General features: G+C 51.1%; 17 protein-coding genes. 14 read left to right on the plus strand and 3 right to left on the minus strand.

Annotated features, from left to right (window positions below):
* The first annotated feature begins 167 nt into the window (after positions 1–167).
* From ACN08Y_RS10015 to ACN08Y_RS10075, 13 genes are all read left to right on the plus strand, one after another.
* Positions 168–410, plus strand: coding sequence for a hypothetical protein (locus ACN08Y_RS10015; RefSeq protein WP_419112582.1), 243 nt, complete (start codon positions 168–170; stop codon positions 408–410).
* 591 nt (positions 411–1001) lie between these two features.
* Positions 1002–1859, plus strand: coding sequence for an RNA polymerase sigma factor (locus ACN08Y_RS10020; protein WP_419112583.1), 858 nt, complete (start codon positions 1002–1004; stop codon positions 1857–1859).
* Between the two features lie 453 nt (positions 1860–2312).
* Positions 2313–3425 carry a transglycosylase SLT domain-containing protein gene (locus ACN08Y_RS10025; RefSeq protein ID WP_419112584.1) on the plus strand — a complete coding sequence of 371 codons (1113 nt, stop codon included), beginning with the start codon at positions 2313–2315 and terminating at the stop codon, positions 3423–3425.
* Positions 3413–4102 carry a hypothetical protein gene (locus ACN08Y_RS10030; RefSeq protein ID WP_419112585.1) on the plus strand — a complete coding sequence of 230 codons (690 nt, stop codon included), beginning with the start codon at positions 3413–3415 and terminating at the stop codon, positions 4100–4102. Before ACN08Y_RS10025 ends, ACN08Y_RS10030 begins: the two co-directional genes overlap by 13 nt.
* A 12-nt stretch (positions 4103–4114) precedes the next feature.
* Positions 4115–4687 (plus strand): hypothetical protein, encoded by a 573-nt coding sequence (locus ACN08Y_RS10035; RefSeq protein ID WP_419112586.1) that lies wholly within the window; start codon positions 4115–4117, stop codon positions 4685–4687.
* Positions 4684–6168 carry a hypothetical protein gene (locus tag ACN08Y_RS10040; RefSeq protein WP_419112587.1) on the plus strand — a complete coding sequence of 495 codons (1485 nt, stop codon included), beginning with the start codon at positions 4684–4686 and terminating at the stop codon, positions 6166–6168. The genes ACN08Y_RS10035 and ACN08Y_RS10040 overlap by 4 nt, the downstream gene beginning before the upstream one ends.
* Before the next feature lie 2 nt (positions 6169–6170).
* Positions 6171–6719, plus strand: a complete 549-nt coding sequence (locus tag ACN08Y_RS10045; protein WP_419112588.1) for a DUF6668 family protein — start codon at positions 6171–6173, stop codon at positions 6717–6719.
* 167 nt (positions 6720–6886) lie between these two features.
* Entirely contained in the window at positions 6887–7042 is a 156-nt protein-coding gene (locus ACN08Y_RS10050) for a hypothetical protein (RefSeq protein WP_419112589.1), read from the plus strand.
* Between the two features lie 101 nt (positions 7043–7143).
* Complete coding sequence (locus ACN08Y_RS10055) at positions 7144–8919, plus strand: hypothetical protein (RefSeq protein ID WP_419112590.1); 1776 nt, start codon at positions 7144–7146, stop codon at positions 8917–8919.
* Between the two features lies 1 nt (position 8920).
* Positions 8921–10447 (plus strand): SCO6880 family protein, encoded by a 1527-nt coding sequence (locus tag ACN08Y_RS10060; protein ID WP_419112591.1) that lies wholly within the window; start codon positions 8921–8923, stop codon positions 10445–10447.
* 119 nt (positions 10448–10566) lie between these two features.
* Positions 10567–12162 (plus strand): hypothetical protein, encoded by a 1596-nt coding sequence (locus ACN08Y_RS10065; protein WP_419112592.1) that lies wholly within the window; start codon positions 10567–10569, stop codon positions 12160–12162.
* 18 nt (positions 12163–12180) lie between these two features.
* Positions 12181–13935 carry a type IV secretory system conjugative DNA transfer family protein gene (locus ACN08Y_RS10070; protein WP_419112593.1) on the plus strand — a complete coding sequence of 585 codons (1755 nt, stop codon included), beginning with the start codon at positions 12181–12183 and terminating at the stop codon, positions 13933–13935.
* Positions 13936–13957: 22 nt separating this feature from the next.
* Positions 13958–14398 carry a hypothetical protein gene (locus ACN08Y_RS10075; protein ID WP_419112594.1) on the plus strand — a complete coding sequence of 147 codons (441 nt, stop codon included), beginning with the start codon at positions 13958–13960 and terminating at the stop codon, positions 14396–14398.
* A gap of 91 nt (positions 14399–14489) precedes the next feature.
* Here the strand turns inward: ACN08Y_RS10075 and mobF are convergent, their stop codons facing one another.
* Together mobF and ACN08Y_RS10085 are read right to left on the minus strand one after the other, a co-directional pair.
* Positions 14490–19688, minus strand: coding sequence for a MobF family relaxase (gene mobF, locus ACN08Y_RS10080; protein WP_419112595.1), 5199 nt, complete (start codon positions 19686–19688; stop codon positions 14490–14492).
* A gap of 475 nt (positions 19689–20163) precedes the next feature.
* Positions 20164–20508: a hypothetical protein gene (locus tag ACN08Y_RS10085; protein WP_419112596.1), complete on the minus strand. Its 345-nt coding sequence runs from the start codon at positions 20506–20508 to the stop codon at positions 20164–20166.
* A gap of 595 nt (positions 20509–21103) precedes the next feature.
* On the opposite strand from ACN08Y_RS10085, the gene ACN08Y_RS10090 reads away from it, so the two are divergent.
* Positions 21104–21475 (plus strand): hypothetical protein, encoded by a 372-nt coding sequence (locus ACN08Y_RS10090; RefSeq protein ID WP_419112597.1) that lies wholly within the window; start codon positions 21104–21106, stop codon positions 21473–21475.
* Positions 21476–21517: 42 nt separating this feature from the next.
* Here the strand turns inward: ACN08Y_RS10090 and ACN08Y_RS10095 are convergent, their stop codons facing one another.
* On the minus strand, positions 21518–21985 hold the full coding sequence (locus ACN08Y_RS10095) for a hypothetical protein (RefSeq protein WP_419112598.1): 468 nt from the start codon (positions 21983–21985) through the stop codon (positions 21518–21520).
* Positions 21986–21994: the final 9 nt, after the last annotated feature.

Below are 21994 nucleotides of genomic sequence, written 5' to 3' on the forward strand. Positions count from 1 at the left end.
ATTTGGTGTAGTTGAGCATCGTTGGACCCCGTGGGATTTTTGCTTTGATTATCAGGATGAGAGTCTATGCTCAATCCAATACAAAAGCCATGAAAAACGGGGTAAAAGTTCCGAAAATCAGAATATATCCTTGATAAATTCTGTAAACAAGAATATAGTCCTTAACTATGACAGGACACCTAACAATCCCGCAGATCGTAGCCCGCAACGTTCGCGCAGAAGCTACTCGCTACAGCTTCAGCAATGAAGACCTGGGCAAACTTCTCAACAAGAGTAAAACAGCACTTCACTCAAGGCTTATTGGTGAAGTTGAATTTCGACTTAGCGAACTTGCAATTTTGGCAGAAGCTATGGGTATCGAAGTAATTGACTTTTTTGAAGGAACCTCACGCAAGGAATCGGTTGTCTAATGGATCCCCTCAAGCAGTCAGCCAGCAATTTGCCCCTACGAATACCTAAGATAAGGCCAATCCAGACCCTAGCAACATACAAAGCGGGCGCGGCCAGCGGCCCGCTTATGGCTCAAATTAGGGCTTATGAAAAATGTGAACACTTACCCACCTTGCGGCCCGGAAAGTATCGTAATACAGCCCGCGTTATCCGTTACAACCTCTTACTCAATGAAAACGAGCCGACAATCAAAGCAATGGCCCAAAACATTACCCATGCTGAAATATGGATAGCTTTAGCAGGCCTCAACAGGGGACAGCCAACGGGTATATAAAAGCAGGTTCCCTACCCGCATCGGGATAGACAACCTGCCTGCTGAAATCTGGAGAATCTCAGATGATCTTACCTATCGGAGGCACCAGATTCAGTTACGCATCACTAGGCACCCAATAGGCTAACCCGCTTATCTGAAGTGCATAGTTCCGCAACTATTAATATACACCTACTTACGCGCCCCCTATGAGTAAAAGCACCAAGCTATAAGCAGCCACAGCTACCCTCATCGTTTAACGAACTACCACCTTAAAACATCAATCCCAAAGAGGCTAACCATGACATATACACAGACCGGAGCCGCCCGCGCCTGGACACCAGAAATGCTCAAAGAGTGGCAAAATACCATCTACCTTATTCGAGCACGTCTCACCAGTTCTTGCCCTGCTCATGACGCTCATGATGTACATCAAAACACCTGGCTTGCGGCTCATCAACGGCTTGACTCCTATGACCCTTCGAAGGGCCCCTTTGGGCCTTGGATTCGAAGCGTTGCTATCACTGAGGTCAAAACCTACCAACGTAAAAAAATCACTGAATCTCAGCATAGTGAAGCCTATAATCACCTAGCTAATACCGGCGTCAGCGAAACCTTATCCCTCGTTGAAGAGGACATTGCTAAAGACATTATTGAGGAAGATGGGAACTATACACGCTTGCATCATGTCATGGGTATTTTGGCTACTGTTATGGAAAATCCTGCCCACCTAGAGCGTACTCTCAAAATTATTCTAGCCTTTGACGGAAACGTAGCAGCAGCATCAAGAGCTCTAGGTATCGCACCCAAAACTTTACGAGATAACCAGGCTAATACTGTTCGGCTTGCTCAGGTCATTCACCGGGCGCTGGACGCACATGAGCGGCTCGCGTCACAGGGGGGTAATATTTCCGAGATTCTGACCGTTGAAGATTTACTCGGTTGTCTGCCGATGCAAGAAACTCACCTGCCAACAGGCTTTGGCGTGCTTGTCTCAATGATTGCAACCGGCACAGAACTTAATACCTCTGCTATAGAAGCCCTGGGTGAGCAACTAGGTATTTCATATTCGCTAAGTCGGAACTACTACAATCAGACTTTGAAGCTGCTGTCTGTTGCAAAGCTAGTGATTGATAGAGGTCTAGCTGTTTATCAGTAATATCATACGATGCCATATCACTCGATATGGCATCGTTCTGTGTAGCTCGGGCGGTTTAATAATGATGTGATGTGATGTGATGTAAAGCGACATCATGCAGTATAAGTAAAAGTCAAAAAATAATTCAAAAAACACTTCACCAGCCCGCCGAATTCGTATTCCCAGTGCATATATCTCTACGAACCCCACAAACGTAGACGAAAGAACACAATATGGTTGCATTTGCCACCCGTTGTACCCTCTGCACTGGAACAACCAACCTCGTTACTATCGCCCAACCTGGCACCGACACCTCTCACCCGGTCTGCTCCGGCTGTTACACCCTGGTAACCTCACAAGCTGCAAACCAAGACATTACCCCCTGGCATGCTTACACCCTGCTTCTAAACCGTCTCGACAAACACCTCGGCCGCGGTCTACAGCTAGCAGGTATTGGATAGATCAGAGGTAGACATGAAAAATAAAGGACTTCTCATAGGAGCAGGTGTCCTCGTAGCCGTTTTGATTAGCCTTGTTGCCGTCCTGCCCCTCCTTGTCGGTGTCTTCATCGCCGCCATTACCCCTGTTGAAACGGTCTCAGCCAAATGTTCAGTAACTACCGAAAACGCGAACGGTGACAACCTCATCAACGTCCCAGCTGAATATGTAGAAGATATAAAAAAAGCTGCAGAAAACTCTGGTTTACCAGCTGAGATACTTGCTAAACAGATTCAACAGGAATCTGGCTGGAACCCTAATGCTGTATCACCTGCCGGGGCGATAGGCATTGCCCAGTTCATGCGCGCAACATGGGACACGATAGCGCCAGGTGAAGATCCTCTTGACCCACACGCAGCTATTGCCGCGCAAGGTCGCTATATGAAGCAACTTAAAGACCAGGTACAGCATCTAGCTAATGGCGATGCAAATCAGATTGTGAAGTTGGCCCTGGCGGCATACAACGCAGGTCCTGGGGCCGTTCTCAATCATGGTGGAATCCCGCCTATTGGAGAAACCCAACATTACGTTGAAGTTATTACCTCTGGCGCACAAGTAAATTTCTCAGCAAATTGCTCACAGATTAATGGGGCAAAGGCATGGGATGGCGACTTAGGTCCTGGCGAATGGACGAACCCCTGTCCAGGATGTGTCTATACTTCCGGCTTTGGCGTTCGAAATATTTTTCCTCCGGGAGATTGGAAAAATAACCATGTTGGTATTGACCTTGCAACCCCGGGCATACAACAGGGACAAGCTGGTGGAGAAATTATTACCCCCACTGACATGACTGTGGTCGGAATGATTGATGCGGACGGATGTGTTATCGCTAAGCAGGTTGAAGCCCCTGGTTTCCAATTTGCTTTCTGTCATCTAGATTCCATAGATGTTAGTGTCGGCCAAAGCCTTAAGCGCGGCGACATTATTGGTATTGAGGGCGGCACTGCTGGTGGCGCAAAATTTACTTTTGCAACTCACCTGCATTTTGAAATTTATGACCCAGAATCATCAGTGCCGGCTTATCCCTACAATGGGCACAACCTTGATCCCGAACCCATCCTCAAAGAGAAAGGCGCATGGGTGAACTAATGACCGATAAAAAGAACACTGGCGCAATCATCACTATCACTGGCCTAAGCGTACTAAGCCTACTTTTTGCTATCTTCACCATCTGGCCTGATAAAAACCCCCAGGACGAGAAAACCCCTGCATCTGCGGGAGGCACCAGCACCTCAGCGGCTACGCCCAGCATCACCAGCACACAGCTCACTGCAATCAGCGATGAGCTAGCAGAAGGTAGCTGTACGGATCCGGCCACTATCAATAGGTCAGACCCCGAAGCGGTTATTAAGGGCTTTACAGAAATTGCATTTTGCTGGGACAGCACTACTGACGCCAATACCACAGCTGCCGTTCTCAGGGCCCAGCCACTTTTGACTGAGGACTACTACAAATCCATCGACCCCAACGTGCGGAACTCAATGAACGCAGACTTCCTTGCAGTATCCAGCAGTCAGGCCTATACCATCCCCAAGGTTAGCTTTGCCCCAGATGAGGCAGGCCAGGTGCCCGAAGGCTTTACCGCTAAAGAAGTTATTGTTGAATGGACATGGCTGGGTCGAGATGGATACGAATATAAGGGAGGACGCGCCCTAGTAAGCGTTGCCGCTGTTGAAGAAGAGCCTGGGCGGTGGGCTATCAGCGGGATGCAAATTAACTCGATCTCCAGTGAAACCGCCATGCTCTACAGCAACACTAATCAGTAGAAAGGACGCACCATGAGCACAACTCCAGAAAACCAGCAATCTCAACATAGGTGGGGTAATAAGTTATGGCTCGCTTTCACTATTCTGCTTGTCCTGATTAGTAGTGTCCTGCTTTTGGGATACATCAAAACACAGGGAGAACTGGACGCCGCACAAAACAAGGTAACATCCCTAGAAAATACTGTTCAAGAACAGAAATCCACTATCGAGACCTCTAAGGCTGATACCCAATATTGGTCCAGCGAGGAACAAGATAGCGCTATTGCTGTAGCAGCCGCAGCTACGGGTATAGAGCGTCGTGGGCCCGGTGATGATTTTGGGTCTTACCTTTTCCACATCGAGCAGTATGGCACTGATAATTTCAGGAACCAGATTGATGGAACTCGCAACGGAATCAAGACTCGGGGCATTGTCCGTTCTGTTGACTCAGCAGACTTCTCTCAACCAGATAAGGCTGTTATCCGCATCGGATTCTCAGGAATAACGGGTTCTCGTGAAGCCCGTGGCTTCTACACCGTAACCCTGATCAAAGCAGACGACGGCTCAATCTTAGTTGATTCATTTTCAGGGAGCACCTTCCAATGAATAAAAAAGATACATCACCCCACAAGCCTCCAGAGTTACCAATCTTCCCGGTTATTACGGTAGAAGTCGACGATGAGAATCATCAGCTCTACGCTTCAGCTCCTGGTTCTACTCTTATTACCCGCCCCTATGATAGGGAACGATGGGTCGATGAGAGTCAGGTAGCTTACCGCAATGAGCAGGTTGCTGAGGCGGCCGGTGCTATCGCTCAAGATATTGGCCTTACACATGCTGTACGTGTCAATGTAGCAATGGACGATGAAAACACCTTCAAAATGTGGATGGAGCATCAAGGCACTGAGCTACATATGCTTCCAGAATCTAGCCCAGAAGGAATGAATCCCTCCAAAGGTAAAATTTTTGGAGGGCTTTCCCTAAAACTGTGGGCCGCAATCACTGCATTTATCCTCTGCATTGTAACTATGGTAGGGGCAATTCTGTGGAAAAAAGGACAGGAAGAAGCCGCGCCTACCTATACTCCACCAGCAGTACAGCTACCGGTTTCAGCACCAGCTGGCTGGGACACATTCGCAGATTACTCCCTAGAAGCTACCACAGCTGCACCACTGATCGTGGGAGATAAACTCTTGTACGCGCAGGGTAGTGAATTGAAAATCGCCAACTCTATCGATGGAGTACAAGAATCAACTCATTCCGTCGGCTTTGATATTACCTCTATCACCACTGTGAGCGGCCTGGGGGAGAACATTATCGCTGTTGGTGGAGCAAACTCCCAAGCAGCTATTGGCCCCTTGGGAGGGGAGATGCACACCATCACCCGACCTACCCAGCAAGCTTCCTTACGCTGGGTCTCAGGCGTACCTGTATTCCTCAGTACCGGTACTGTCTGGGTGCCGAATACAACGGGTGAACTCACTCAGCTCACCGCTCCTGCTGATAGCGTCCCTGCCGCCGTCTTCGGCAATACTGTCTGGATGGTCTCAACGGTTGATACACAAGCCTGGCTTATATCGTCTAGTGCACCTGAGCTACCTGCCCCGGTAAGTATCCCCGCTCCTGCGGGTTACACATACCAGGGTTTCATCACATCAGTTAATGATCACTTAGCTTTTGCCTTTAACAACAGTGAGTCACGAGAACAGGCCATTGTTCTTGTCGATGCAACGGCGTCAGGTTCCTTGGAGAACGGCCGTACTGTCAAGGGCAGCTATAACCAATCACAGGTATCAGTTGATCTCGCCCGTAATCTGTTACTAACTGGCTCAACCCTTGTAGATGTTGCAGCTAACCAAGCAATGAATGTAGGGTCTAACACCTCCTATGGTGGTGGTTATGCCTGGGCTCGTGGAACTAATCCACAGCGGATTAGTGTCACTGGCGACATCAAAACCTGGTCTACCAGTTCAGCTATCCCTGTTATCCCGGCAGATGTCGATAGTCAAGGTAGAGCCGTGGTTCTTTATAAACCCTCATCTCAAGATGTTCCTTCTAAGCTCTACGTTCTACGAAAGGAGAACTAAATATGGTAGTTTTCTTACGCCGTCAAGTAGTAGAAAAACCAACCCCTGCCAATCCCTTCGTAGCTCCGCCTGCAAAGGAAGAAGATGTAGAAGACATCGGTGTTAGCGCTCTATTCGATAACGATGTATCGAAGCACTTTGAAACTCCTAGCTTTGGTTCATCGTCCATCGGTCTCTATCCGGTGGCTGGGGGTGTCGGACTCTCAACAATGGTGCGCTACGGGCATGGTGTGCTAAGCGAAAACCACAATAATTGTGATGCTGTGATCTTAGTGAGTACCACAGCTGCCGACCACCTCTTCAAAGCCCAGAATCTTCTCCGTGTAGGTACCATTCCCGGTGGTCAGCAGATTATCGGAATCGTGCTGGTAGAAGACCGTCCCAAACTCTCAAAAGAAACCATCAAGGAGGCCAAAAAGACCCTTCGAATGACTAAACACAGCTGGGGTATTCCCTTTGTCAATGACCTGCGCGAACCTAAAGAAGTTACTAAGTTGCCCTACCGTTACCGCAAAGCTCTAGAGAGCCTGGTTAAAGTATCAAGCTCCTAGAAGGTGCGGTGGCACCTTTTGCGTAGTCGCTCCTATCTACATCCATAAACCCCTCACAAGGGGTTCTTTTCATAGAAAGAGAAAGAACAACAATGAACCCTACTCCTACTCCATTTCCTGGTTCTGAAAACCTAAACGTTGTTATTGGCTGGCTTATGTATGGTGGCATGATGGCCTTGCTAGTCTTCTTCATCATTGGCATCGTTAAAGCCGCGCAGTCTCGCCGACAGCATGCAGAAGAGCGTATTGAAGCACCGGTTTGGCCTCTTATTGGTGCTGCCATGTTAGGTATGGCCGGTACTATCTTCAGCTTCTTCATGTAAATAATGCCCTGAATTTTCTGGCTCCTAGACCAGAAAAACTGAGAGGCGCTAACCCAAAGGTTAGCGCCTCTCGTTAAACCTCTAGAAAGGAAAGTGAGCTCATGGACATACTGAAAGATGTCCTCGGCAACGTCTTTGGGCCAGTATTCAAAGGTATTGAAGCCATCGCTAGCACTGCAATCGGCAAAGCGCTCGAGGCTTTAGTCCAGATATTGTACAGCTGGCTAGTTAGCATCCTTGAAATTATTGGTAGCTGGTGGCTGGGGCTTGACCCTATAGGTGCAGGTGAAGGTTCAGTTGTCAACACTATTAGTGACACCACCCGCCCACTTGCTGCCATGCTCGGCACCATTGGTCTCGTTATCGGTTTCGTCCGTGTAGGTAGATCCCAGGGTTCAAGAGAAGATACCTCCATCTTGATTGAAGGGCTCATGCGTGTAGCTATTGCCGGTGGCGTTGCCATTCCTGGTACACAACTACTGATGAGTTTCTCATCTGCTTTTGCGCCATGGAGTTATAAAACTATTCTGACTTCCGCGCAGCAAGAAACCGCCTCACTCATGGCCGTCCTGCCCCAAGAGATTGATAACGCTGTGGTCGGATTAGCTGGCCTCTCCATCCTTTTTATTGGGCCGCTGATGCTTTTAGCCTCGGTTATTCAAGCCATGATGGCAATGGGTACGGATATAGCAGCTTCCTTACTTTCTGCACTTCTACCTATCACTGCTGCCACCTCCGTTACTGCCCAGGGTAATAAAGCCTTTTGGAAACAGGTTGGCTGGATCATCGCTTGTGTTGCTTTTAAACCTGCGGCTGCTATCATCTATGGCTTTGGGATCGCCCTTGTGGTTGGTGGAAATTTGAGCACCACTGATGGTTCCTCTAATCCAGTTCTGTCCATAATTGCAGGTCTCATGGTCGTTATTTTGGCTTGCTTTGCGTTGCCGTCATTGGTGTCGTTGGTTGCTCCTATGGCTGGTGTTCTTGGGTCATCGGGTGGACGCTTCCTCGCTACTGCTGGCGGTGCTGCGGTAGGTGCTGCCATTGTTACAGCGGTTGGTGTGGCCACTGCTGGAACTGGTGCTGCCGTTGCGGCCGGTGCTAGTGGAGCGGCCGGTGCTAGTGGAGCGGCCGGTGCTAGTGGAGCGGCCGGTGCTGGTGCCGAAGTAGCTGGCGGTGCTGGTGCCGAAGTAGCTGGCGGTGCTGGTGCCGAAGTAGCTGGCGGTGCTGGTGCCGAAGTAGCTGGCGGTGCTGGTGCCGAAGTAGCTGGCGGTGCTCAAGCATCTGCAGAAAGTAATGGAGCAGCTGGCGCTGGCGGACTTAGTGCTGACGATACTTCTGCATCGAGTGGTACACCTGGCATAGATTCTGACACTAGCGCAAGCCATAGCCAAGAAGATACAGGTTCAGAATTAGATACAGGAGATGCAAATGCCATTGGGGCTGATAGCTCTGAGACCTCGGCATCGGGTAGCCCTGTAGCTGAATCATCTACCGCTGAGAACAGAAGTACAGGTATCCCCGATACCGGTGCAGACGCCGAGAATACTAGCGTCCCCGACATCGGTGCACCTAACTCTAGCGGAAGTGGAGCTACCGGTTCTCCCAACTCAGGGAGCAGCGCGACCTCCGCCGACGCAGCAGACACTTCAGCCGGTGCTGATAATTCCGCAAGTTATGGCGCAAGCCACTCAAATTACTCCGACAGCAATTCAACTCCTACCGCCGCCAGCGGAGCAACGACGACCACCAACCGAACCTACCGCCCACGTGGTGGCATCTCAGCACATGACGCAGCACGCTATCTCCAAGACATGACTCGCACCGTTGGCGATGAAACAGAAGGCGCCATTAGACCAGAGGGAGCAGGCCAGTAAAATGAGTACAAAAGAAGAGACCCGTACCCGTTACGGTAACATCATCATTCCACCAGATTCAGGATTCTTTGGCATTCCTAAATCAGTCTCGGACTTATCTGTAGGCATTATTCTTAGTGCCTTCGTCCTTTGGTTCTTCATCTCGTTTATACCAGCACTTAGCCGCTACTCCATGTGGGTAGTGCTTATCTACCTCACAATCAGTGGTATCTACATCATGCGTCGCCTGCGTAAAGGTTACGCAGGACGTTACAAGTGGCAGGAAAAGAAAATGAAAAAGCTCTTTCTCAAAGCAAAAAAGGAAGGTTTGACCTCCTACAGGCCTGGGCCTTCCGGAGCTACCCCAGACGGTTCCTACCGTATGCCGGGAGTTCTAGCTAATACTGAATGCTCCGACTACATCGACTCCTTTCACGATACCTTTGGTTTGCTCTGGGACCCTAAACGTGAGGTCGGAACGGTTTTCCTTTCAGTAGCAGCACCTGGCCTACAACTACTTGACCAGAAGTTCATCGATGGCATGGTTGCACAATGGGCTGCCTTTCAACGTGAGGCAGGTACCAGCGCCAATCTCATTCAGGTAGCTGCCTCGGTTGTTTCCACTAAGGACTCCGGCATGCGCTTACCCTTAGCAGTCGCTAAGCATCGTACTTATGCCGGTGACTCACTGGTTCCCTTGGCTGCTCGTGAAATCATGGACGAAGTCCTCGATCTAGAAAACCAAGCCCTACCGCGTATTGAGCATACAGTCTCACTAACATTTTCAGCACGGGCTATCAGCTCAGAGGGCCTCACTGCACGTACTAAAGATGAACTAGCCGACGAAATCGCTACGGTTATCAAGAATTTCAAGGACACTCTTTCAGCTGCAGCTGCTGGGACTGTGCGCCTGATGGACGCTCAGACCATCACTGATAACTTTTACTCAGCCTATAACCCTGGGCAGGCGCACTCTATCGACATTGCCCGCATGGCTGATGGCGGAACCAACTTACGTTGGGAAGAAGCAGGCCCCACTTTTGCAGATGCTGAAAAGGACTACTACGCTCATTCTGACTACTACACTAAGAGCTTTCAGATGTGGAAGCCACCGGCCACACTTTTTATGGAAGATTCCTTGCGGGCGCTACTCTCACCTGATGCCAACCTGGAGAAGAAACGCGTTACGCTCATCTACCGACCTCTTGCGCAGGACAAGAGCCACGAAATTGCCCTCAGCACTGTCAACGACGCTCTTTATGAAAGCAACCAGAAAGGCCGCAAAGGGGGCTCCCGTTCTCGCGCACTAATTCAAAAAGCCGAACAGACCGAAAATGAAATGGCCCACGGTGCCACGCTGGTACCGTTTACCATGATTGTGAGTGCTACCACAGATAACCCCGCAAAATTTCCGCGTATCTCTAGCGACGTACGCCGTGCTGGATCAACCGGAGTCAACTTAGGGTTGCGAGAAGCTACCTACACCCATGATGCAGCTTTTGCATTAGCTCTAGGCGCTGGCATTATCCCACGTGAGTTCAAACTCTAATCCTCACCTTTAATACATCAATTACCGCATCCCCCTAGCCTTTAGGCCTCGGGGGATGCCCCCCTTTTTTTCTCACCTAAAATATCACCCATCCTACATAAGCGTTAGGCGGCAGACACATGGAATTCCTGATCGACTGGACCATCAAGATTCTTGATAAGTTCAATGGCTCCAAAAAAGACTTTGCCCCTGAAGAGCCTGTTCCAGAGGTCAAATTCAGCGAACTAACTACCCGAGGATTCAAAAAATCTGGTGGTGGATACATGAGCATCATCGAACCACCCGTAGAATTTTCAGCCTCATCTCAGCAGGTCGCAGGCCTCTTCCCCTTTTGCGTTGGTTCATCTGAACCACTTATCGGAACCATCTTGGGTCGCTCCTTAACCAATGGCCAGCCTGTTACGGGCGATCCTGTCTCTCTGTATCTTGCCGGCATCATTTCTGCACCGCTAGCTATGATTATGGGACTGAACGGGCGCGGTAAATCAACCCTCGTGCAGCGCATGATGCTTGGTATTGCCGATGCAGGCTTCTTAATTATGGCTTTGGGCGATGTGAAGCCGGACTTCCGGAAAACTATCATCGCTTTAGGTGGGCAAGTTATCGAACCTGGGCCTGAACTTGATGCCATTAATCCCTTGGATGCAGGACCCCTATGGCACCGAATCAAAGACCTAGAAGATTTTGACGCCACCAACGGAACCCGTCATGCTAAGACCCTCAAAGCAGAGATTCACACGCGCCGAGTCTCCACGATGCAGTCCCTCTTCCGGCTCTCCGGCGATGAAAAAGCAACCCGCGTTGCCAACGACTCCCTTTTACTCTCTTTGGCGATTGACGTAGCTGATTCAAAGTGCATGGCTGAGAAACCACCCCGCCAGCCCCTAATTGAAGATGTTCGCCAGGCTGTGATAGAGGGAAACGAAGCTATGCGAACTGCGCTGCTGACCGAAACCGACGAAGAGTACAAAGCTGCCTCACGCGATTTGGTATTAGCTTTGAACGTCTTTAACACTGGTGGAGCATTTGGTGACGTTTTCTCACGCCAAACCACTACTGAGATTGACCTGACCCGTTCGGTAGACTTTGACATCTCAGCGGTACGTGAATCAAAAAACAAGAACCTGCTAGCCGCAGTTCAGATTGTCTGCTGGGCATACGGACAGGCTGCTATTGGTGCAGCCAAGCGCCTAGCTGATGTGGGTCTAGAACCTCAGCGGAACTACTGCGTTGCAATGGATGAACTCTGGGCCCTGCTAGAAATTGACGCCGAGATGATTCACCACATCGACGAAATTACCCGCCTGAACCGTACCCTCGGTATTGCTCAAATTCTCATTACCCACACCCCCAAGGACTTTGTATTCAATGAGCCTGGCCTTACAGAAAAGGCTAAGGGCTTCTTGGAACGCTCACCTATGAAACTCTACGGGGCTCTAGCTGAGACTGATATGGAGGCTCTAGATAAAGTCATGCCGATGACAGAACGAGAGAAGAACACCCTTATCTCTTGGTCCCCTGCTGGGCATATGGATCCTGAAACCATGCAGGTATCACCTCCTATCGGGCGTGGCAAGTTTCTGCTCAAGTACGGCGAAGGACCAGGTAGGCCCTTCCAGCTGACCATCACCAAGGGTGAGAAAGAAATCTTCGAATCAGATGGAGCATGGGGTCAGGCCATCTCCCGTGCCCGCTCACCTATGCGCTCCGCCTAAAGGAAAGGTAAACATTCTATGTTCCGCTCACGTTCATGGGTGGGGCTTTATACGCTGGTACTAGGCTTTATCGGTCTGGCTGTTGCCCTACAATTAGGGCAACGGCTTACCGGAGCCAAGACCACAAGTCTCAACCCCCTTATCGGTATTCTCGAACTCACCAGTGGCCGGGTTAAGGCCTCACTGGTCAGCTGGATTCTGATAGCACTTGTTCTTATTGGCTGCATTATCTTCTACGTAGTCTTTGGCGAAGAACCCAATGAAAAGTCACCAGAGCGTAAAAATCAGCTACTTGGTGCTCAAAAGCTTGAGAAAACTGCCACCGACAAAAACCTATCCATACATGCTTCCCGCCCTGGCCTGACTATAGGCCGTATCATCGGCTCAGGAAAGTGCGCTATCCAGAGCTGGGAATCAGTTGGCCTATACTTCATGGGTCCCCGTATGGGTAAAACCAGCGGCATCGTAGTACGGCACGCCATTGAAGCACCTGGCGCATATGTCTTTACGGCCAATAAGCCAGATGGCGTTGCAGAGATTATTGCGGCCCGTCAACACATGGGCCAAATCTGGATATGGGATACAGAGGGCCTATTACCTGTACCAATCCCAGCTGGCCAAGAAAAGAAGCCTTTGATGGTTTGGGATTTCATTGGCGCTATTACCTCCCGATCCCGCGCTGAAGCCTACGCCAAGATTCTCAATGACTCATCTAAACTCTCAGGCGAAAACGATAACATCTCATCTGATGCTTTCTTTGAGCCCCTGGCCCAAAATGTCGTTGTCGCGTCCCTGCTAGCTGCTTCATCACGTGGCTATTCGGTTGTGAAGATGTTAGAAATGGCTAAAGAATCCACCCTCGCTCAGCTTTTTTCTATTGTTCAGCAAGACTTTCCTCTGCTGGCTGCCGACGTCAAAAAAGTTGCCGAACAGCCTGATAAGACCAAAGAGAACATTCTTGCAGGTGCCTCTCGTATACTCTCTGCACTCTCTAACGATGAAATCATCCCCTGGCTCGCTTCTGATAAGGTCCGTAAGAACCAACTCTTTGACCCAGCTAAGTTTGTTCATACTCGAGATACCCTTATCATTTTGGTTAAAGACGGTGGTTCATCTGCTGCTACCTTGTCGTCCTTGCTGGCTGAAGCAGTCATGAACGCTGCCCTTGATGCTGCAAGCCCCCGCCTTGATCCTCCGCTTGTCTGTGATTTCGATGAAGCGAACAACACAGTGCATATTCGCACCATGCCTAAGCGCTATACCTATTTTGGGTCACGCGGTATCATCGTCAATCAGTATTTCCAGACCTATTCAGATGGGGCTAGGCTCTACGGAGAAAAAGGCTTTAGAGCTCTACTCTCAGCTGCTACCGTCAAGGTTGTTGGTGGAGGTATTGATGAAGAGCGGGAGTTGGCCGCTATTGCTAAGACTTTAGGTACTTATGAGAAGAAAACTGTCTCCTCTTCAACATCTCGTGCAGGAGGGTTCAGAACTGGATCTACTTCAACTTCAGTTTCTCGTCGCAAGGAAGAGATTATGTCGGTAGCTGAACTAAGCAACCTGCCCCAGTTCCGGGCAGTCTGCCGGATTTCAGGTGTAGGGCGCGGGCTGGTTGAGACCGTACCCTGGTTCAAGGACTCAGTGCTCAAAGAGAAAATTGACCCGAAAGAAGTAGAAAGAATCGCTAATAGCCTGGGCTACAGTCTAGGGCTACAAGCAGATAGTACAGAATCCCCTCATCAACCAAAGAAGGAGCCATTACGCCTTGTATAATCCCTTAGAACCGAACCGGCTAGTGACCCTGACCCCTGCCCAACAGGGAGAGTTTGAACGCTTTGTCCAATGGTACTTCAAGGTATTAGAGAGCAACCGAAATCATCAGCCCTGTAGCCAGTGGTATTTGCATCCCGAAGCGGTAGAGCGGCTTATTGCCCTCTGGTCAGCTTCGCTAACCGTTGCAATTCCCGAAGTAGATGAAACTGGCACAGCAATAGGTGGTGAGGATGGTTTGAAGCTGGCAATGAGTTTACGAGACTGGTGGCGTGAAGCTGATTATCATAACAAGATGCTCTTTGAGGGGAACTCTTCACCTTTCTCAGATTGCACTGTTTATCAGCACAAAGATCCTCACACATACGAAAGGGCGCACACAGAGACCATATCTTTCCCAAAGATTGACTGGAACGAGCTTGAATATACCTTTGATGCACATAAGAAAGAATCTATTGACAGCTAGTTGACAGATTGAACCACCAGCAATAGCCGGGGGTAGTCCACAGGATTTGTGGACTACCCCCTTTTTTTATACACATACCCCGCATATCTGGTTAGTGAGTAGTACCGTGTTGTCTATTCACTGACTTTCGGTTCAAATCGCCAGTCGTACTCTGACTCTTGGCTTGGGCATCTAGAGCTATAGCAATCTGGTGACTGCGGTGCTGGCGGGCTTGTACGGTTTCTTGCAGCTTGGTTAGCTTCGCCCGCGCCACATCACGAGAACTGCGAGCCTTGATAATCTTTTGCTTCAAGGCTTTCAACAGCTGTTCGTTCTGCTCTAGCTGCTCCTTAGCCTGGCTGATACGGGTTTCATTCTGCTCGGCATGCTTCATAGCCTCACGCACAGTCTTCTGTGCAGGCACCCATTTAGCCTCTACCTCGTCAAGAGTTGTGAACCCGCCATAAATAGCGGCGAACTGTCCTGTAGCTTCTTCCAGCTGACGCGTAGCCTTTGCGCGGGTGAAGAAGCTGGCACTTTCTACCGCTGCTTTGGCTTCCTTGACAGGTCGATAAGCTTTCTTCGCAGGGAAGAATACATCAGATCTAACCTGTACAAGCTCAGCATGGTGCTGGTGCTTCAAGGCGGTCAGTTCCTCTAGTAGTTGCTTAAGCTGACGGTTCTTCTGAGCAACATCATTCCTACTTTCAGTCAGATTGTTAATCTGCTCATCCAATGAACTAATCTGCTTTTTGAGCACAGCTGTCTTCTCATCGCGGTTATCTACATCAAGGATGTATTTAACCTCTGAGTACTTCTCATTGGTATGCTGCAAGTTCGTAACGGAGATAAGCTGTTCTGCCTCTGAGCGATTTTCCTTCTCAATCCGGGTATCAAGCTGTTGTGAAAGGTTTTGCTGAAGTGTCTGGTCGCTCTTAAGAGTGCTCGATAGGCGGTATCGCTTATGAACATCAGTGACCTGTTGCGCTAGGAACTGGCCATGCTCGCCTCCACGGACAACGGCCTTGGGCAGAGCTTCAGCTTCGCCCGCAGGAACCTTGTACTTCTCCCGGAACGCCTCAACCTCAGCCGCCACCCTGTACCAGTGCCGGGCATTACGGCCACGGGCAGGCACCTGGCCCAGAGCATCAGCCCAAGCAGGCTTCTCAACCGCGATCTGATGGCCACGCAACTGCACCAGCTCAGCCACCTCACGATGCTGGGCCTTGAGCACGCGCTTGAGCGAGTCCGGGGTGTACTGGTCATACTGCCAGAACGAATCCAAGCTATGGCCACTAACGCCTTTAACAATCCGGGCCTTATCCTGCTCCCCCGGCACCTCAACAGAAGGAATAAGGCTCTCACGTACCTTCTTCTCCCACTTCAAGGCGTTCAGAATGGTGAAATCAGCACCAGAACGGGGCCGCTCACCACGCACAATCTCTTCTACAGCTTTCTGCTCAGGCGAAGACCAGCGACGTCGCGCTACCTCAGCATCCATCAGCGCCAGGTTCTCAGAAATCTGCGCGTACCCGCGAGTATCACCACTCGAATCAGCCGCGTTCAGAGCCTTGTAGGTGTTCACGCGCATCTGCTTGAGATGGTCACTGGGAACCAGAGCGTAATCATGCTCAACCCAGCGCTTATCCTCAATATCGCGTTCCTTGAGGGGCTTGGTGCGCTCCTGGGCGCGGGCAATGAGCTTATCAAGCTGGTCATCAGGGATATGGGCCATCGGGCGGGAATACTGACCGAAGCGCTCCCGCGCAGCGCTATCACGCTCACGCAGGCCCTGAATACGCCAGTGCATCACTGCCGCCCAGTCCTCGGCGTCTCCGAAGTCTCGTTGGGCATAAGCCTTTTGGAAGGTCACAACAGGGTCTAGGCCACTGCGGTAGGTATCGGCCAGCTCGTGGGCCAAAGCACCCCAGGCGTCAGCCTCAGTGAACAAGGATGCTTCTTCTGCTCCGACTGCCTGGGCAACGACGGTCTTCATGGCTTCCTCAGAAGCATGCAGGGACAGATCAGCGTACTTATCCAGACCGGCGGCCACGTTGCGTTCAGCGGCTCGCTGGGCGCGGGTTTCCTCATGGAAGGAGAGGTTGCGGTCGTAGCTGTTGGTGATGGCCGTCAGTACATCGTCGCGGGTCTTGTCCTCGGTGGTGGCCACATAGAGCTGGTTGCTCTCACGGCCACGAGAGAGCGCGACGTAGGCGTTAGCGCGGGAGGTGGAAGCATCGACGGCAGCATGTACGGTGTCCACGGTGGCACCCTGGGCACGGTTAATAGTGGAAGCGTAGCCCAGCTGAACGTACTCATTAACGTAACCGGCAGGCAGGGTAATGACCCCGCCGTGGTTCAGGTGCTTAACCTTGAGCTCACCGTCTGAGGTGACTTTTTGGACTTTCCAGAGGTCACCATTCTTAACAAAATCTTTACCCTTATTCAGACGTAGCTTGTAGTTATTGTCACGGGTTACGATGATGTCGCCCTTGTAGGCATTAGACCCATCATCAAGCATGGCCATACGTTTAGCCGACTCTTTAACCTTGCCCGCGTCAATGGCAGCAACCTGGGCGTATTCGTTGAGTTTTTTAACGTCCTCGTTGGTGGGGGCAATCATCAAGGAGTTTTTGCCAGCTGCGGTATCAGCTGCAAAAGCGGCGTACACATCGGCCAGCATGACATCTTTTTCACCGGCTGTTACACGGCCATGATCGACATACCAACCAAAGGGCTTATCAACACCCACCAGCGGGGGTTCACGCAAGGCAAGGGTGGCGGCTGCTTCCTCGGGGTTCTTGAAACGGAAGACATCTTCAAGATAAATAGCCCCGGCCTCAGACTCAATCAGGCGCAGAGCACCGCCTGAGCCGATAGCAGAGAGCTGGCGGTAATCACCAATGCCGCGTACCACAGCGCCCTGCTCACGAGCCTGATCGACAATCTTTGCCAAATCCAAAGTGGAGGCCATACCAATTTCATCAACCAGCAGCACGGTCCCTGGCTCAAGGATAATCCGTGGCGCTTCAGGGTTGGTGAAACGAGCAATGGTCATGGCCTGAATATCTAGTTCCTTCTCCATAATGGAGGCCGCAACAGCAGTCGGTGCTAGGCCAATCACCTGATGGCCACCAGCTCGGGCTGTATCAACGGCTGCCTTCATAGAGGTGGTTTTACCGGCACCAGCAGGGCCAATACCCACCACAAGTAAGCGTTCATCGGTGACAAAAGCGCGGGCCATATCTTCCTGGGTAGAAGAGATAAGACCGCCCTCAGCCTTGAGCTGGGCTACCTGCCTCTCAAAGAGATCATGGGTTGCTACGGGTATGACCTTATCGGTGGTAGCTGCCTGAATCAGGGTGCGTTCAGCCCCAAATACAGCGTGAGAGGAAAAGAGCTGGTAGTCGGCTCTGCGGTAAACGCTTGTGCCGTCATTGCGGAGCTTGGCCTGGGGCAGTTCGACTGCTTCACCAAAGTCGTTGATACTGATGGACTGATTGATAACAGCCGAAACAGCAGCGTCGATGGCGGGCTGATCTAGTCCTGAGCCCTTGGTGATGTCGCGGAAGTAGCGGAGGGTTTCGGCCTCGATGTGGTTAATCTTCCAGGTCGAACGAGACTCTTGCAGTCGCCCAATAATCTGCTCTGCATGTGCCATAGCAGGGACAGCTAAAGCCTGAGCCTTGGCTTTAATGACTTCCTTAGCCTGCTTATTTGAGGCTTCTTTGAGGTGCTGATATAGCCTCTCACCAGTAGGTAGTTTCAGCTTTTTCTCTGCTACTTGGTGACGCCACTTTTCGTTGAGTTCAGCCAGGGAGTGAACGCCCTCTTTCTTAGGGCGGGTCGCTAAAGTGGCCTGCTGGCGCAGGGCAATCAGGGCCTTATCGTTGGGGGCGTAGCCGTGCTCTTGGATGTACTTAGCTTTGAGTTCTTTTAGGGTTTTGTTGATGCTTGAGCTGCGGGAGGAAAAAGCCTGGATGGTTTCGCTGTCGATACCTGCAAGCTCGTAAATCTTGCGGCCTTTGCGCTTTTCGCCTTTGAACTCTAGGCCCAGATCAGCGTGGATGTACTCAGCAATCTTGGAGTTATAGAGTTCTGAGGCGGCCACGTTGAAGGAGTAAATCATGCGCCCGTCAAGGGTGAGCCACTTGTTGTCTTTGCCCTGAACCTTATTGGCAATAACTAGGTGGTCATGCAGGTTAGGGTCACCATTACGGGAGTCATAGTGGCGGAATTTGGTTGCAATGATGCCTGACTGGACGTTCTCTTGGGCGATACCGTTCTTGCCTCGGCGGGTGTAAACAGCGTTGTTTTCAAGGTAGGTTACAACGTCCTGGATAGCTTTCTCATGCGCTGTTTCGATGCCCTTGCGGAGGGTTTCATCTCCTAGACCCCAGGCAATAGAGACGGACTTTGTGGGGGTGAATACCAGGTCAAAGCCGGTGATGGTTTGCTGTTTGGGTTTGCTCTGCTGGGTGATCCAGCGGCTGAGTTCTTCCTTGGTGCGCGGTTCGCGTAGGTGCTCTTTGCGGAAGAGTTCACCGCCTACCCGGTTGCGGATTTCGCGGGTTTCGTCCTTGCTGGGCTGGCGGTCTTTCAGGCGGATAAAGCGTGCTTTTTCCTCGGCCATACGCACCATGAAAGGGGTCTTGGTCTGCTCATAGGTGCGGGTTGCTTCGGCGTTTTTACGGGAGGTAACTGAGGGAACCTTGTTGGCTTCTTTGCGGGCTTTGTTCTGGGCGCGCTTAGTTTCGGCCTGGGTCATGGTGTAGGAATTGATGAACTGCTGGCGCAGGGTTTCTAGGTTTTTAGGGTCGCGGTAGGCGGCTTTATTCCTCTTGGAAAAGTCGTTTCCTGCTGCCTTATAAGCCTCAATTTTAAGGCTGATAGCTTTCTGGCTGCGCTCCTTAATAAAGGACTTACTGATTTCTTCTTGGGTCTTACCCTGCTTGATAGCTAGGTGAATTTCCCAGGCTTTCTTGGCGTATTCACGCCGCATTTTCTCTAGGGTTGAAGCGTATTTAGCTTCTGCTGCATCTGGCTTTTGGGCTAGTAATTCCGCTAGCTCTTCGGTGGTAACTGGTAGCTGCTGGCCGGAAAATAGGGCCTGCATTTGGGCTTCATTGACACGCCCGAAAAGGCCAATTTCACTGGCACCGGATCCTAGCCACTGGCCGGGGGGCATACCTTCGACCGTGTAGTAGTCCCCGAGTTCACGGTTCTTATCGCGCAAGACGTCACCACTGGCAACCTCGCCAGTGTAGTAACGGTAGCCATCGCCTGCCGATAGCTTATGCACGGTCATCATAGGGCTATCATAGCACTTTCTTATTATGAATTACTCATTTTAGAAGTTCCTGACTCATTCAATGCATGAGGTGTGACGAAAAATTGTGCGCTAGAACTAGGGTTTCGGCTCTGGGGGAGCTTGCGGAGGAAGAGACATTTGAAACGTTCTAGTGCGCTTTCGTCCGGCATACTTGTCGCGGTTTTGCACATGAGGCCAGCCTGTGTGCAGGGCTGTCCATAGAGGGGGAGCTTGCGGAGGAATCTGTGGGCAGGTCTGTGCATCAGGGCTGAGGTTCTTGTGGGAAAGTTGGGTGCAGGTAAACGGGGGAGCTTGCGGAGGAAGTTTAGCTGTGCCCAGCTTTTCCATAAGTAGAGCTTGCTCGTATCCGTGCCGATTGTGTAAAACCGAAAGGGTGCTGGCTCTGCCAGCACCCTGGGTGGGGGCTTGCCCCCTACCGTGACCGTTAGGCGTGGTAGGGGGCAAACCTTATTTCTTACTTACCCGCGCTGGGGAAGTAATCGAAAATAGCCCTGCTGGTCATCAGCACGTGATACCTAAGCCCATCGACTAGATGCTTAGGAATGTCCCGCCCTTTGGCCTTGCGTTCTAAGTCGAACATCAAGAGTCCTTTGACTGAGCTAGGCTCTAACCAGTCCACCTCAACAGTCACCAGGTGACTACGTTGGCTACGGGTCATTACCTTAACCTTGCCTGAGTCAGTAAAAACAACCTTATGTTTTGCAGGAGTATCAGCGTAAAAACTGATAGTTCCCGTAACAAGGTCATCGTTCACCCGCGCCCTGACCTCTAACAAATCAACAGTGGCTGGAACAGACATAATCTGCTATCCTTTCAGTAAGGGTCTTAGGTACAAGATTCGAGCCCTGAACCTAAGACTTGGTGGATAGCCGGGACACAAACTGTCCCGGCTATTTCTTATACGGGGCGACCAAGCCGGGTGGCTGGTTGCCGTCCCGCTGTGCCGGTTGGCGAAGCCAAGCTAAAGAGCACAAAGCCCAGCTAGAGCGTCAACCCCCTGGGCAGGTGGGGCATCACGGGCAGAAAAAATTTTCAGCGCACCCTTACCACTTAAGATTTACTCAGGAAGGGTGCGCTGAAAAATTTTTCAACCGGGAATACCCACCTGGTCGCCCCCGGCGACTTGCGCTCTGGCAGGCTGTGCTCTAGCTTGAAGCTCGCAAACCGGCACCCAAAAGTACCGCGCTCACGGCGGCCACTCCCCCACAACTCAAAAGAACGCTGGGATCATGCCGCCGTGAGCCTGCGGTGAGAAAACACAGCCAGCGGAGCGCCAGCGACGATGCCCTTTTCAGCAGCACTCGCAGATAAAAACACAGCAACAGACTATTAAAGATTTAAGGCTTCCGGTAGGCTAGAAAGAAATATAAACCCCACAGCTACGGAGGCACACAATGGCAGGACGCAAGAGCACCGCCAGCATTAAGGCACAGCGCAAAGCACTAGAAGCAGCACAAAAATTTCAGCAGCAGCAGGAACGCCTATTAGCACTTGCAGAGGAATTTTTCACGCTGCCAGAAACAACCGGCATTGCAGCACTAGAGGACAAAATTAGTGAGTACCGGGAAAAAATCAGTGAGCTAGAAGAGCAGATAGCGGCCAAAGAATCTGAGCTATCTAGCCAGCAGGCAGACGTAATCTTGCGTATGCAGGAAGAGGGCATTAACGCTACAGAGGTAGCGACACGTCTGGATATTAGCTCGGCAGAGGTACGGAAACTGAGCAAGCTCAAGAAGCAGGAACACCAGCAAGAAGAAGCAGAGTAAAACACTGGTGGCCACCAACTCTAGTTGGTGGCCACCAGTGTTTTAGAAGAGGGGGAGCTGTCCGGCAGGTATTCCCTTCATCAGCTCGTTAACTGCCTGCTGGTCGTAGCCCTTGCGTAGGGTAATGAGTCTGAGCTTACGCGCGGCCTCGGCGCGTTGCTCCTTACTTTGGGTAGCCCCGATTTGGAAGTTTGACCTGCCCCGGCGTGAGCGGTCGGCCATGTTTTCGGCGCGGTTGCCTAGAATTAGATGGCTGGCTTCATCGGCAGTAGCTTTCACACATAGGGTGTTGTCGCACCGGTGTAAGGCGTGCAAGTCCTGGCCCAGCTCACCATGTACTAGGGCTAGTGCGTAGCGGTGAGCACGCACGGCCTGATCTTTGCCGGTCTGCGGGTTCTTGCGCCAAAAAATGCCGTAGCCGTCATTGCTGATAGCACCTACCCAGACCCAGCACCCGGCAGGGTCTTTGCTCTTAATGATGTGCTGATTGAACCGTTTAGCGTCGCTCATAGCACTAAC

Source organism: Rothia sp. P5764 (genome assembly GCF_048512965.1).
In the GTDB taxonomy this organism is placed as follows: Bacteria; Actinomycetota; Actinomycetes; order Actinomycetales; family Micrococcaceae; genus Rothia.